The sequence below is a fragment of the Blastococcus sp. SYSU DS0617 genome, from assembly GCF_054051075.1.
Genome location: NZ_JBJHAO010000001.1, coordinates 1 through 12977 on the forward strand (window position 1 = coordinate 1; position 12977 = coordinate 12977).

Sequence of the window (12977 nt, forward strand, 5' to 3'; positions counted from 1 at the left end):
AGTTACGGCGGTCATGGCGAGAGGGAAACGCCCGGTCTCATTCCGAACCCGGAAGCTAAGCCTCTCAGCGCCGATGGTACTGCCCTGGAGACGGGGTGGGAGAGTAGGACGCCGCCGGACAACTATTCCCCGATCGGGCCCCAGCATCCGTGCTGGGGCCCTTTCGGCATTCCCCGACCCCTGCATCACCGCGGACAAGCAGGCCGCGAAACCACGGAAACGCAGACGCTGAAACGCAGGCCGCGACACCGCGGACGAGCAGGCCGCAGGTCCGCGGGAACGTGGACGACGGTCGAGGCGTGGGTGGACTCGTCGGCCGTGCGTCTCGCTGCGGGCCGCGCCGACACGGGTGAGCCCCCGCTCCGTCACTGTGACGGAACGGGGGCTCGATCGAGGTGCCGGCCGGGCTAGGGAACGACGCGCCGGATCCCGGGTAGCGCCGCGAGGGCCGCGATCAGGGCGACCGCCAGGGGCAGGCCCACGGTCAGCGTGACCACGGACTGGTCGGAGAACCACTCGCCGACGTCCCGCCAGGCCTCCAGCCAGGTGATGAGCAGGGCCAGGCCGCCGAACACCAGCATGGTGCCGATGATCAGTCCCCAGGTCCCCGTCTGTCCCCACCGCTGGTGGACCACGCCCATGCCCACGCCGACGAAGGCGAAGGCCAGCATGGGCGCCGCCGAGGCGAACACCTGCAGCACCGGGTTGCCGACCTCGAAGATGCCGGGAGCCCAGAAGTCGATGTCCCGCCCCCATCCCCCGGTGGCGTTCTCCGCGCTGACCAGCAGCGAGAGTGCGACGCCGGACAGCAGTGCGGTCGCGCAGGCCACGAGCGCCGTCCCGAGGTAGAACGCCCGTCTGCTCAGGCTGACGCCCATGGCGAAGGGCAGCAGTTGAGTGACGGCCTGGACGAAGACGATGAGCACGGTGACGTAGAGGGCGGCCACCCCGCCGGTCACGCCGCTCTCGTCATCCCCGGAGGCGATGACGTACCAGGTGGCGAGGTTCAGGGCGAAGCTGATGCCCACGATGAGCCAGGGCATGCCCAGCATCATGGCCGGGTGGATCAGGTGCAGTCGTGCGGCCTGCAGGACGCGGTTCATCGGGCGGCCTCCTCGAGGTCGGACGGGGTCGTGGAGCGGGCGCCGGCGGTGCGCAGGCTCATCGCCACGACTAGCTGCTGGAGGTTCGTGGGTTCGGTGGAGAGGCCGGCCGCCGCCGCGTCGTCGCCACCGGGCCGGAGGCGGACGACGGCCCGGCTGGAGCCGGCCAGGGTCTCGGTGTGCAGCACCTCGTGCCCGGCCGCGAACGCCGCCACGCGGTCCCGGGGGCCCGCCACCGTCACGGCGCTGCCGCGCAGCGACTCGGCGTCCGCGTCGAGCAGCACCCGGCCCCGGTCGATGAGCAGCACCCGCTCCAGCAGGGCCGCGATCTCCTCGATCAGGTGCGTGGAGAGCACGACGGTGCGCGGGTGCTCCGCGTAGTCGGCGAGGAGGCGGTCGTAGAACAGCTGGCGCGCGACGGCGTCCAGGCCCAGGTACGGCTCGTCGAAGAGGGTCAGCGGCGCGCGCGACGCCAGTCCGATGATGATGCCGACCGCCGACGTCATCCCCCGCGAGAGCTTCTTGATCGGCCGCTTCGCGGGCAGGTCGAAGTCGCGCAGCAGCGAGGCGGCGAGGTCGGCATCCCACTCGGGGAACACCAGCGCGGCGGCGGTGAGGGCGTCACGCACCCGGAAGTGGTCCGGGTAGCGCTGCCCCTCCTTGACGAAGCAAATCCGGCGGAGGACGTCGTCGTTCTCGTAGGGAGCGGCGCCGAAGACCTCGATCCGGCCGCTCGTCGGCACCCGGTGCCCGGTGAGCAGCTGCATGAGCGTGGTCTTCCCGGCGCCGTTGCGGCCGAGCAGCCCGGTGATCGAGTCCTGCGCAATCTCGGTGGACACCCGGTCGAGGGCGGTCACCCCGCGGAAGCGCATGGAGGCGTCGGTGACGGTGGCCACCACCGGCGTGGTCGGGGCGGTCATCGCGGGTCCTCCCAGGAGCGGATCATGGTGGTGAGCTCGGCCGCGGTGATGCCGAGCTTCTGCGCCTCGGTCATCAGGGGCCGGACGTACTGGTCGGCGAACTCGGTCCGCCGGCGCTTGAGCAGCTGTTCGCGGGCGCCACTGGCGACGAACATCCCGACTCCTCGTCTCTTGGTGAGGACCCCGTCGGCGACCAGCTGGTTCAGGCCCTTGGCCGCGGTCGCGGGGTTGATGCGGTGGAAGGCGGCCAGCTCGTTGGACGAGGGGGCCTGGGTCTCCTCGGGGAGGGAGCCGTCGACGATCGCGTTCTCGATCTCGCTCGCGACCTGGCGGAAGATCGGCCCTGCGTCCTCGTTCACGATCCGGCTCCGAGGCCGGCCAGGTTCGCCGGTTCATTACTCATGTAATGAACCATAGGGCCGCGGCCGGTCGAGGCGCAAGCTTCGCGGCTGCGGCGCGGTCCGCCCGCCGCACTAAGGTCGGAGGAGCTGTCCCGCCCCGCGCAGAAGGAGCATGGTGTCCCGTCGTTCGCTGCTGACCCTCGCGGTGGGTGCGGCGCTGACGCTGACCGCCTGCGGGTCGGTCGTCTCCCTCCGGGAGCGCTCGGACACGCTGTCGGCCGAGGAGGTCGCCACGGCCGCCGAGGACGCCCTCGAACGAGGGGTGGGCGCCCGCCCCGAGATCTCCTGCCCGGACGAGCTGGTCAGGGAGGAGGGGGCGACGACGCGCTGCACGCTCACCGCCGAGGACGACGCGGTGCAGTACGGCGTCACGGTCACCGTCGCCTTGGGCGACGGCGGGGCCCGCATCAGCGTCGAGGTGGACGACGAGCCCCTCGGCTGAGCCGTCGCACCGGCGGCGGCGCGCTCGAGCGCGGGACGGGTCCTAGAGGGCGGTCGCCAGGGCTTCCAGGTCCTCGGTCGTGACGTCGAGGTGCGGGGAGACCCGCAGGACGGGGCCGGTCATCTCCCCCGGCGCGCGCTCGGTCCCGAGCGCGCTGAGCACGATGCCGTGCTCGGTGAGCAGCCGCGCCCGCGTGCCGACGACGTCCACACCGTCGGGTGGCCGCAGCGTCGTGGTGGCTGTCGGCTCCCCGGCGGGTTCGACCACCGTCCAGCCGGCCACCCCGTCGAGCACCGTCCGGGTCAGCCGGCCGATCCCGGCCAGCCGCTCCCGGACACGGTGCGGCCCGGCAGCCAGGTGCTCGCCGACGGCCATGATCAGGCCGATCCGGCCCGCGATGTGCCCCTCGGCGCTCTCGAACGCCCGCATGGGCGGCAGGTCGGCAGAGCCGGGCATCACCGGCGTGAGCTGGGCGGCGACGGCCGGCCGGGCCACCAGCACGCCGACGCCCCGCGGTCCGGCCAGCCACTTCCGCGAGGTCCCGTAGACGACGTCGGCCCCGACGTCGGTGTCCACGTGCCCCAGGGCCTGCGCGGCGTCCAGCACCAGCGGCACCCCGGCCGCCCGGCACAGCGCGGCGACCTCGGCAGCCGGCTGCAGGATGCCGCGGTGGCTCGGGACGTGGTCCAGGTGCACGAACCGCGGCGGGTCGGTGCGCAGCAGCCGCTCCACACCCTCGAGGTCCGCCCGTCCTGCGCCGTCGACGGGGAGGGGCTCGGGGCGCAGCCCGTAGGCACCCAGCAGCCCGATGTTCGGCGCGTACTCGCCGGGCAGGCAGGCGACCCGTGAACCGGCCGGCAGCCGCCAGCCGGTCAGCAGGGCGGAGAGGGCGGCCCGCGCGGACTCGACGAACGCGACGTCGGCCGCGGCCATGCCCACCAGCCCGCCGATCACGGACCGGCCCTGCTGCAGCAGGTTCTCCGCCGCCTGCGCGGCGACGTAGCCGCCCAGCTCGGCCTCGTGCCGGGCGTGGTGCGACGCCGCCTCGAGGGCCCGCGAGCTCTGCCGGCTGCTGGCCGCGCTGTCCAGGTGCCGACCGGCGGGGCGCGGCCGGGCCTTGCGCCAGGCGGCACCGAGGTCGTCGTGCGGGAGGAGGTCGGGGTGGGACGGCGTCACGGAGGTCAACGCTAGGCGAGTCCGCCGATCAGGCGTCGATCTCCCCCCGGGCCACCGAGACGCCCGAGTGCGTGGGATCGCCGTCCAGGGGCTCCACCGAGACGTCGACCAGCGGGTACTCCGCGAGGTCCACCCCGGCGGGCAGCTCCACGGTCTGCGTGCCCGGAGCCACCACGCCGAGGGGGAACATGCCCTCGACGGACCGGTCGATCAGCCAGATCTCGTAGTAGCTACCGTCCAGGACGGGGGCGTCCAGCTCCAGCCGCAGGATCCGGGACCCGTCGCCGCGGACCACGACGTCGGCCACGCCGGATGCCTCGGCGTCGGGCAGCGGATCGAGCGCGACCGTGGTGATCGACTCCCCGTCGTCGCCGGTCCGCTGGATGGCCGCGACGGCGCCGGCGCCCACGACGGCCCCGGCGAGGACCGCCGCCACCGCCAGCAGCAGCGGCCGCCGGCGCGAGGGCATGGGTACGACCGTGGCGCCGGGCGCCTCGGGAGACGGCCGGGCCGTGTCCGGTTCCGGCGCGGCGGTCGACTCCGGGACGGCGGTGACCCCGGTGGCTGCGGCGATGGCGTCCCACACCGGCGGTGGCGGGGGGACGGCGCTGCTCGGTACGGCGAATGCGGGGACGGCGACGGCGTCGACCGCACGCCGCAGGCTGGACACCTCCGAGGCGCAGCGCTCGCAGGAGTCCAGGTGGGCGGCGGACTCGGCCGGGAGCGGCTCGCCCAGAGCGGCGAGGGCGAGGTCGTCAGGCTGGCAGTGCGGCACCATCCACCTCCAATCGTGTCCTCAAGCGTTCGAGCGTTCGGCGGATGTGGGATTTCACCGTGCCGAGAGGAATTCCGGTGCGCTCGGAGATCTGGGCGTGCGTGAGGTCCTCGAAGAAGGCGAGCTCGATGATCCCGCGCTGGGGCTGGCCGAGGCGGTCCAGCTCGTCGAGCACCAGCATCCTGTCGGCAACAACCGTGTCGACCCCCGAGTCGGTCCCGCCGGCGGGTGTGGCCTTCGCCTCCGACACCGCGGCCTCGGCCTCCCGGCGCTGCTTGTCACGGCGGGCCCAGGCATCGGCGATCTTGTGCCGGCAGATGCCCACCAGCCAGGCCGGCAGGGGCGAGTCGTCGGGGCGGAAACGGGCGCGGCCGGTCCAGGCGGCGACGAACACCTGCTGGGTGACGTCCTCGGCGTCGGGGCCCGGCCCGAAGGCGCGCACCGCCATGCCGTGCACCTGCCCGGCCCAGCGCTCGTAGGCCCAGGCGAGCGCCTGCTCCTCGCCGGCGGCGAAGCGGCGGCCGACCTCGGCGTCGTCCGGGTCGCCGACGCTGCGCGTCCCCGGCACGGAATCCACGGACCGAACGCTACCGAGGATCGGCGGACGGATGGCCAGCGCCCCGGTCACCGGACCGGCTCGGCGACCACGACGACGTTGTCGCGGTAGCTCCGGAACTCCGGGAGGAACGGGCCGCCGCAGGTGATGACGGTCAGCCGCGGGGCGCCGTCCCGGGCGAAGATCCGCTCCAGCGGGAGCACCTGCTTGGTGATCAGCTCGCGGGAGACGACCCGCCAGCGGGTCGCCGTCCCGGCGGCGTCGGTGACGGTGATCTCGTCGCCGACGGCGGCGTCCTCGAGGGGGAACAGGGCACCGGGCCCCTGCTCCCGGTCGTCGACGTGCCCGGCGAGGACGGCCGAGCCGTCCTCGCCCGGCACGGGGCCGAATCGATACCAGCCGACGCGGGAGACGTCCTCGGGGAGTTCCATCTGGCCGTCGGCGGCGATGCCGACGGCGTCGACGGGGGCGTCCACGCCCTGCGACGGAACGCTGATGCGGACCGGCGCCGGAGCGCTCGGGGTCGCCGACGGGGCGGCGTCCCGGGTGGGAACGGAGGGGGTGGCGGACAGGGGCCCCGCGCCGGCCTCGGGGGCCGGCGCGGGGAGAGCCTGTTCGACGGGTACGCCCGCCGCCGCGTCCGGCTGGGTCAGCACCCAGGCGGTCGGGGCGCCGACGGCCAGGGCGAGGCCCAGGACGGCGGCAGCGGCGGCGGGTCGCACGGATCCGGTCCGGTCAGCCGCGGGTGCGGGCGAGACGGACGGCGCCGGCGCCGGCGACGGCCATGCCGGCGACCGAGAGAGCGGCCACCATCGGCAGCGAGCTGCCCTCGTCGGCCAGGCCGGCCGAGCCACCGGGGACGCCGCTGGGCGCGGAGTGCGTGCCGCTGATCGTCTGGACGGCGAGGTCGTAGCCGGCCTCGTCGTTGCCCCAGGCGTAGACGACGGTCGAGGTGCCCTCGGCCAGGGTCAGGTCGGCCGGGCCGATGGCGACGGTGTCGGTGCCCGCCAGGGCGACGTCGGCGCTGATCGTGCCGGCAGGCACGGTGAGCGTCTCCTCGTTCGGGTTGGTCAGCCCCTCGATGACCGGGGTGCCACCGGCGCGCACGTCGACGGCCGGGGCCGCCGCGGTGTGCCGGACCGTCACGCGCGCCTGGCCGGCGGGCACGGCGGAGGTGTCGTTGACGAACGGGGTGAGCGCGGGCTCGCCCGCCTCCGTCAGGTGCGCCACCACGGTGGCGTTCGCGCCCGCGGGAACGGCCACGTCCATCGCCGAGAGCAGCGGCTCGCCGGACCCGTCCGGGGCGTCGGCCGGGAAGAGCGCGAGGTCGTACTCGCCCGCGGGGAGCTCGAGCGGGTCGGTCAGGGTGCCGGGCTGGAAGTCGTCGATCAGCCGCTCGCCGTTGGCGTACACGTCGACCGGGGTGTTCGGAACCCCGTGCAGCACCGAGACGGTGGCGGTGTGGTTGTTGGCCAGGGCCGGGGTGGCGACCAGGGCCATGGCGCCGGCTGCGGTGAGTACACCAGCGGTGCGACCGAGAGTGCGGACGGTGCTCATGGTTGTTCCTTCCGGTGGGGAGGTGCCTGTCATCCCGTACTTCCGCAGCACGCCCGGACACGGATGCAGTTGAACGGGGAACTTCTTTCGGGCGACCGGCCGGGTGCAGGATGGGGCCGTGACTCCCCGCGACCGCGACGCCGAGGGCCGGGCCCGCAACGCCCGCCCGCGGGACGCGCTGGGGCGGCCCCTGCCGCACGACGCTCCCGGCGAGCCGCGGGCGCCCGAGGGGATCGTGCGCGAGCCGCTGGTCGCGCTGGCGGAGGCGCAGGAGCTCCTCGACGCCGGCCGCCCCTTCCACGCCCACGAGGTCCTCGAGGACGCGTGGAAGTCCTCGGTGCCCGAGGAGCGGCAGCTGTGGCGTGGCCTCGCCCAGCTCGCCGTGGGGCTCACCCATGCCGCCCGGGGGAACGCCCGGGGTGCGGCGACGCTGCTCGAGCGGGGCGTCGGCAACGTCGTCCCCTACGCCGACGCGCCGCCGCACGGGATCGACGTCGCCGGGCTGGCCGCGTGGGGGCGCGCGATGGCCGCTCACCCGGCCGGCGCCCGCGACCCCGCACGGGCCGCCCCGCGGTTGCGCGGCTGATCAGCCGGCGCGGACGCGGGCGTAGCGGTCCAGCGACACCTGGCGCTCGTGCGCGTGGTCGACGACCGGTTCGGGATAGCCGGCCGGGATGCCGCCGGGCGCGGTCCACGGTTCGTGCACGTGCTTCGGGCCCAGGTCGCGCAGCTCGGGCACCCACCGCTTCACGTAGGTGCCGTCCGGGTCGAACTTCTTGCCCTGGGTGACCGGGTTGAACACCCGGTAGTAGGGCGAGGCGTCGGTGCCCGTACCGGCGACCCACTGCCAGCCGTGCTGGTTGCTGGCCAGGTCGCCGTCGACCAGGTGCTGCATGAAGTACCGCGCGCCGCGGGTCCACTCCTGGTGCAGGTCCTTGACCAGGAACGACGCGGCGATCATGCGCACCCTGTTGTGCACGTAGGCCTCGCCGAGCAGCTGGCGCATCCCGGCGTCGACGATCGGGAAGCCGGTGCGGCCGGTCTCCCAGGCGCGCACCAGGGCCTCGGCGTCCGGGCCGGCGTCGTAGCCCATGCCCCGCAGTTCGGGCTTGAGGTACTCCCGTGCCGACTCCGGGCGGTGCCAGAGCACGTCGGCGTAGAAGTCCCGCCAGGCCAGCTCGTCGGTGTAGCGGCGGGCCGACTCGGACGGCTCGCCGGCCAGGTCGGCCACCAGCGTGCGGGGGTGGAGGCAGCCGTACTTCAGGTAGGCGGACAACCGGCTGGTGCCGTTCGTGCCGGGGCTGTTGCGGCCCTCGTCGTAGCCGGACAGCCGCTCGTCCCGGAACCGCGCCCAGGCGGCCAGCGCCGCCTGCTCGCCGGCGGCCGGCAGGACGACGTCGCCGAGGTCGGGTGCCGGAGGCGGTTCCTCGGAGCGCACGCCGGTCCGCCAGCGGACGCCGTCGGGAGAGCCCGCCGGCGCGCGCCAGCCGTGCTCCCGCCAGGCCCGCGCGAAGGGGGAGAAGACCTGGAAGGGCGTGCCGGTGCGCGTGGTCACGCGGCCCGGGGTGACGAGGTACGGCGAACCGGTGCGCACCAGGGGGACGTCGCCGAGCGCCTGCTCGACCGCGTCGTCACGGCGTCGCCCGTAGGGGCCGGTATCGGCGCTGATGTGCACCGAGGTGGCCCCCACCTCGCGGGCCAGCGCCGGGAGCACGTCCGCCGGGTTCCCGGAGCGCAGGACCAGCGCGCCGTCGAGGTCGGTGTCCAGCGCGGTCAGGCAGTCGAGCAGGAAGCGGCGGCGCGGGTCGCCGGAGGGGCCGTAGAGCCGGTCGTCGAACACGAACACGGGGACGACGTCGCCGTCCGGGCCGGCCGCGTCGTGGGCGGCCAGCAGCGCGGGGTGGTCGTGCAGCCGGAGGTCGCGCCGGAGCCAGAGCAGCGACGTCGGCACCGCCCGAGCGTAGGAAGGACGGCGGGCCGGCGCCCCTCGAGCAGCCGTTCGTGCGCACGTTGTCGCTCCGGGTCCTCCGATGGGGCGGTATGTGCACGAACGGTGCACCGGGGGACGGCGGACCACCCCGATCCGCGCGATCATGGGACCGTGCCCGAGTTGCCCGAGGTGGAGGCCCTGGCCGCCTTCCTGCGCGCCGACGCCGTCGGCCGGGTGCTGACGCGCGCCGACCTGGCCGCCGTCCAGGCGATCAAGACCTTCGACCCGCCGCTGTCCGCGCTGGGCGGGCTGGAGATCACCGGCGCCGGCCGGCACGGCAAGTTCCTCGACCTCGACGTCTCCGGCGTGCACCTGGTCGTCCACCTGGCCCGCGCCGGATGGCTGCACTGGCGGGAGAACCTGCCGGCCGCCCCGCCCAAGCCGGGCAAGGGGCCGCTCGCGCTCCGGGTGCACCTGGATGACGGGAACGGCTTCGACCTCACCGAGCAGGGCACCCGCAAGGGCCTGGCGATCTACGTCGTCCGGTCGCCGGCCGAGGTGCCGGGCATCGCCCGGCTGGGCCCGGATGCGCTGGAGGTGGACCGCGAGACGTTCGCCCGGCTGATGGCCGGCCGGTCGGGCCAGCTCAAGGGTGCGCTGACCGATCAGACGCTGCTCGCCGGCATCGGCAACGCCTACTCCGACGAGATCCTGCACGCCGCCCGCCTGTCCCCGTTCAAGATGGCCGACAAGCTGAGCGACGACGAACTGGTCCGTCTCCACGACGCCGTGCGGGCGACGCTCACCGACGCGCTCGAGCGCCAGGTCGGCCAGCGGGCGGCGACCATGAAGGGCGAGAAGCGCTCCGGGCTGCAGGTCCACGCCCGCACGGGTCTGCCCTGCCCGGTCTGCGGGGACACCGTCCGGGAGGTCAGCTTCGCCGACACCTCGCTGCAGTACTGCGCCACCTGCCAGACCGGCGGCAAACCGCTGGCCGACCGGCGGATGTCCAAGCTCCTCCGCTAGCCGGGGTCCTCACTCGAGGATCGCCCGGGTGACGGCGGACTGCTCGGTCAGGACGCCGCTGATCACCGTCTGGGTCTCGTTGATCCGCTCGACCGCGGTGCTGATCGCGGCCAGTGCCGACACCACCCGGCCGACCTGCTCCTGGATGGCCGAGACCTTCGCGTCGACGTCGGTGGTGGCGCGCGCGGTCTCCGCGGCGAGCTCCTTCACCTCGTTGGCGACGACGGCGAAGCCACGGCCGGCCTCACCCGCGCGGGCCGCCTCGATGGTGGCGTTGAGCGCCAGCAGGTTGGTCTGGTCGGCGATCCCGCGGATGGTCTTGACCACCTTGCCGATGTCGGCGCTCGACTCGCCCAGCCCGGCGATCTGGTCGTTGGCCTCCTCGGTCAGGCGCCGGCCTTCGCCGGCGACGGTCGAGGACGTCAGCACGTTGCGCTCGACCTCGGTGATCGACTCGAGCAGCTCGCGGCCGGCCTGCTCCAGCTTGGCCGCGGCGGAGAACCGCTCCAGCGCCTGGCCGAGCAGGAATGCGGTGTTGCGCAGTGCGTCCTCGCGCCCGGGGGAGAGGATGAGCGTGGCGGTGGCGAAGAAGTCCATGGTGCCGACGACCTGGCCGGCCACGACGATCGGCAGGCACACGCCGGACCTCACCCCGGCGCGCTGGGCCGCCGGTGCGCGCACGCAGTCGGTCACCTGACCGATGTCCTCGACGAAGACCAGGTCACGGGCGCGCCAGGCGCGCCCGGAGAGGCCCACGCCCTCGGCGAAGGAGGCGGTCAGGGTCACGTCCCGGAACTCCTTCCCGGCCGTGCCGGACTCCTGGACGAAGCGCAGCGTGCGGTCCGAGTCGTCGACCCGCCAGTAGGACCCGTAGGCCCAGCCGAAGCCCTCCCGGATGGTGTCCAGGGCGCCGGCCATGGCCTGCTCCGGGGACGACGCCGTCGACACCTGCCGCAGCACCCGGTTGACCGCCGCCATGTCCTGGGCCGCCTCGGCCTGCCGCTCCGCGGTCAGCACGCGCTCCAGCGCCTGGGACACCAGCCGGCCGATGGCGCGGAGGGTCTCCAACCGCTGGGCGGACGGGGTGAGCGTCTCGGTAGAGAAGAAGTCCATCGTGCCGGTGACCCGGCCGTCCTCGAGCAGCGGGAAGCAGATGCCGCTGCGCACGCCGACGCGCTGCGCGGCGGGAGCCCGCACGCAGTCGGCCAGCCGGCCGAGGTCGGGGACGAACACCAGGTCGCGCGACCGCCAGGCCCGACCGGCCAGTCCGACGCCCTCCCGGAAGGAGGCGGCGAGGGTGACCTCCCGGAACTCGGCTCCTGCGTCGCCCGATTCCTGGACGAAGTGCAGCGCCCGGTCGTCCTGCACGCGCCAGTAGGAGGCGTACGCCCAGCCGAACTGCTCGCGCACCACGTCGAGGACGGCGGCGATGGCCTCCGGGGCGGTGGTCGCCTCGCCGATGACGGAGACGACGGCGGTGATCGCCGTGGCGTTCGCCTGCGCCTCTTCCGCCGCCTCGATGTGGGCGGTGGGGGCGGTGCGGCGACCGAACTGCAACATCGTTCTGCTCCTGGAGTCGAGGTCACGTCACCGGTTCATCGGTGCGCTGACCTGCGGCTAGGAGCAGAGACTGGCGCGACTACACCCGATTTGGTTGCGCGCCACACGATCTGCGGGGTGAACTCCTTTCTAAACGCGCAGTTCTGTGCGGTGCGTCACGTCAGGCGCCCGGCAGGAGGGAGGTGAGCTTGGTGAGCGTGCGCGCGAGCACCGACGTGCCGACGCCGCCGGCGGCAGGGGCCGATCCGGGCTCGACCCCCGAGCCGACCGCCGTCCACCAGTCGTCCGGCGGCGGGGGAGCCAGCACGTCGATCCGCTGGCCGGGACGGGGGACGACGACGCTGATCTCCCGCGGGCGGGCGGCGGCCAGCAGCCGCTGCACCGGCTCGGCCCACCGGTGGAACGCCAGGTTGAACGTGGCCCAGTGGATGGGCAGCAGCACCGCACCGCCGAGGTCGCCGTGCGCGCGGACCGCCTCCTCCGGGTCCATGTGGATCGCGTGCCAGGCGTCGTTGTAGGCGCCGATCGGCAGCAGCGTCAGGTCGAACGGCCCGAGCCGGGCGCCGATCCCGGCGAAGGCGGGGGTGTAGCCGGTGTCGCCGCCGAAGTAGACCCGGTGCCGCGGGCCGGCGATGGCCCACGACGCCCAGAGCGTGGTGTTGCGGTGGAAGTACCGGCCCGAGAAGTGCCGCGCCTCGGTGCAGGTGAGGGTCAGGCCGGCCACCTGGTGCACGCTGTCCCAGTCCAGCTCGACGATGCGGTCCTCGGGGACGCGCCACTTGCGCAGGTGCTCGCCGATGCCCAGCGGGACGACGAACGGCGCGGTCTGGGTGGCCAGCAGCGCGCGGACCGTCGGCAGGTCGAGGTGGTCGTAGTGGTCGTGCGAGATGAGGACGGCGTCGACCGGGGGCAGGTCCTCGACCGGCAGCGGCGGCTCGTGCAGCCGGGTCGGCCCGAACAGCGGCGACGGCGACACTCGGTGCCCCCACACCGGGTCGACCAGCACCCGCCGGCCGTCGACCTCCAGCAGCGCACTGGCGTGGCCGAACCAGGTGACCGCCAGGTCGGCGGCCTCGGCGGGGATCTCGGGCCGCGCCAGCGGAATGGGGCCGCCGGGCAGGCCGACGTGCCGCTCCTCGTGCCACTGCCGCAGCAGACCGTCGCGGGTGTTGGCCGGCGCCAGCGCCGGGGTGGGCAGCGTGTTGTGGAACGAGCCCTCGGAGAAGTGCGGCGACCCCGCGACGACCGGCCGCAGCCGGCGGCGGTGCGCGCCCAGCGCCGTCGGCAGGCCCCACGCGGCGGCGGTCATCCAGCCCACCGGGCCGGCGAGCACGGCAGCGGTGACGGCGGCACGGCGGCGGAACGAGGAAGGCACGACGTCGAGTGTCCCAGCCGCGGGCGGGCACGCCGAAGGTTTCCCGTGGAACGTCACACCCCCAGGGCGACGATCAGCTTCCCTGATCATGGAGCGTCCTCCCTCACCGTGGGACGTGAGGGAGGACGCTCGGGGATCAGGTTCCCTGATCGTGGC

Annotated in this window: 14 protein-coding genes and 1 rRNA gene; 4 read left to right on the forward strand and 11 right to left on the reverse strand. The window is 74.2% G+C overall.

The genetic code is table 11. From position 1 onward, the window contains the following. Positions 1–3: 3 nt before the first annotated feature. A 5S ribosomal RNA gene (gene rrf / locus ACI793_RS00005) occupies positions 4–120 on the forward strand. 287 nt (positions 121–407) lie between these two features. Here the strand turns inward: rrf and ACI793_RS00010 are convergent. From ACI793_RS00010 to ACI793_RS00020, 3 genes are read right to left on the reverse strand one after another with little or no spacing between them, the layout of a single operon-like run. Next, complete coding sequence (locus tag ACI793_RS00010) at positions 408–1103, reverse strand: hypothetical protein (RefSeq protein ID WP_456604320.1); 696 nt, start codon at positions 1101–1103, stop codon at positions 408–410. Then, complete coding sequence (locus ACI793_RS00015; RefSeq protein ID WP_456604321.1) at positions 1100–2023, reverse strand: ABC transporter ATP-binding protein; 924 nt, start codon at positions 2021–2023, stop codon at positions 1100–1102. The genes ACI793_RS00010 and ACI793_RS00015 overlap by 4 nt, the downstream gene beginning before the upstream one ends. Continuing rightward, positions 2020–2382: a GntR family transcriptional regulator gene (locus tag ACI793_RS00020; RefSeq protein ID WP_456604322.1), complete on the reverse strand. Its 363-nt coding sequence runs from the start codon at positions 2380–2382 to the stop codon at positions 2020–2022. Before ACI793_RS00020 ends, ACI793_RS00015 begins: the two co-directional genes overlap by 4 nt. A gap of 157 nt (positions 2383–2539) precedes the next feature. Between ACI793_RS00020 and ACI793_RS00025 the strand changes: the two genes are divergently transcribed. Further along, on the forward strand, positions 2540–2866 hold the full coding sequence (locus ACI793_RS00025; RefSeq protein WP_456604323.1) for a DUF4333 domain-containing protein: 327 nt from the start codon (positions 2540–2542) through the stop codon (positions 2864–2866). A gap of 42 nt (positions 2867–2908) precedes the next feature. On the opposite strand, the gene egtE is transcribed toward ACI793_RS00025, so the two are convergent. Genes egtE through ACI793_RS00050 form a run of 5 tightly spaced genes read right to left on the reverse strand, consistent with a single transcriptional unit; the run spans position 2909 to position 6930 of the window. After that, complete coding sequence (gene egtE, locus ACI793_RS00030; RefSeq protein WP_456604324.1) at positions 2909–4042, reverse strand: ergothioneine biosynthesis PLP-dependent enzyme EgtE; 1134 nt, start codon at positions 4040–4042, stop codon at positions 2909–2911. Between the two features lie 28 nt (positions 4043–4070). Then, positions 4071–4817, reverse strand: a complete 747-nt coding sequence (locus ACI793_RS00035) for an anti-sigma factor (RefSeq protein WP_456604325.1) — start codon at positions 4815–4817, stop codon at positions 4071–4073. Beyond that, the gene (locus tag ACI793_RS00040; RefSeq protein WP_456604326.1) at positions 4798–5394 is read right to left on the reverse strand and encodes an RNA polymerase sigma factor; all 597 of its coding nucleotides are present in this window, start codon (positions 5392–5394) and stop codon (positions 4798–4800) included. Before ACI793_RS00040 ends, ACI793_RS00035 begins: the two co-directional genes overlap by 20 nt. Positions 5395–5441: 47 nt before the next feature. Then, positions 5442–6095, reverse strand: coding sequence for a class F sortase (locus ACI793_RS00045; protein ID WP_456604327.1), 654 nt, complete (start codon positions 6093–6095; stop codon positions 5442–5444). Between the two features lie 13 nt (positions 6096–6108). Continuing rightward, on the reverse strand, positions 6109–6930 hold the full coding sequence (locus ACI793_RS00050; RefSeq protein ID WP_456604328.1) for a DUF4397 domain-containing protein: 822 nt from the start codon (positions 6928–6930) through the stop codon (positions 6109–6111). 118 nt (positions 6931–7048) lie between these two features. On the opposite strand from ACI793_RS00050, the gene ACI793_RS00055 reads away from it, so the two are divergent. After that, on the forward strand, positions 7049–7516 hold the full coding sequence (locus ACI793_RS00055; protein WP_456604329.1) for a DUF309 domain-containing protein: 468 nt from the start codon (positions 7049–7051) through the stop codon (positions 7514–7516). On the opposite strand, the gene ACI793_RS00060 is transcribed toward ACI793_RS00055, so the two are convergent. Continuing rightward, on the reverse strand, positions 7517–8881 hold the full coding sequence (locus tag ACI793_RS00060) for a cryptochrome/photolyase family protein (RefSeq protein WP_456604330.1): 1365 nt from the start codon (positions 8879–8881) through the stop codon (positions 7517–7519). A gap of 150 nt (positions 8882–9031) precedes the next feature. Here ACI793_RS00060 and ACI793_RS00065 point away from each other — a divergent pair, with 150 nt between their 5' ends. Continuing rightward, positions 9032–9886, forward strand: a complete 855-nt coding sequence (locus tag ACI793_RS00065; protein ID WP_456604331.1) for an Fpg/Nei family DNA glycosylase — start codon at positions 9032–9034, stop codon at positions 9884–9886. Between the two features lie 9 nt (positions 9887–9895). Here the strand turns inward: ACI793_RS00065 and ACI793_RS00070 are convergent, their stop codons facing one another. Both ACI793_RS00070 and ACI793_RS00075 read right to left on the reverse strand, forming a co-directional pair. Beyond that, the gene (locus ACI793_RS00070; protein ID WP_456604332.1) at positions 9896–11446 is read right to left on the reverse strand and encodes a GAF domain-containing protein; all 1551 of its coding nucleotides are present in this window, start codon (positions 11444–11446) and stop codon (positions 9896–9898) included. Positions 11447–11606: 160 nt separating this feature from the next. Continuing rightward, positions 11607–12821 carry an MBL fold metallo-hydrolase gene (locus ACI793_RS00075; protein WP_456604333.1) on the reverse strand — a complete coding sequence of 405 codons (1215 nt, stop codon included), beginning with the start codon at positions 12819–12821 and terminating at the stop codon, positions 11607–11609. Positions 12822–12977 lie beyond the last annotated feature (156 nt).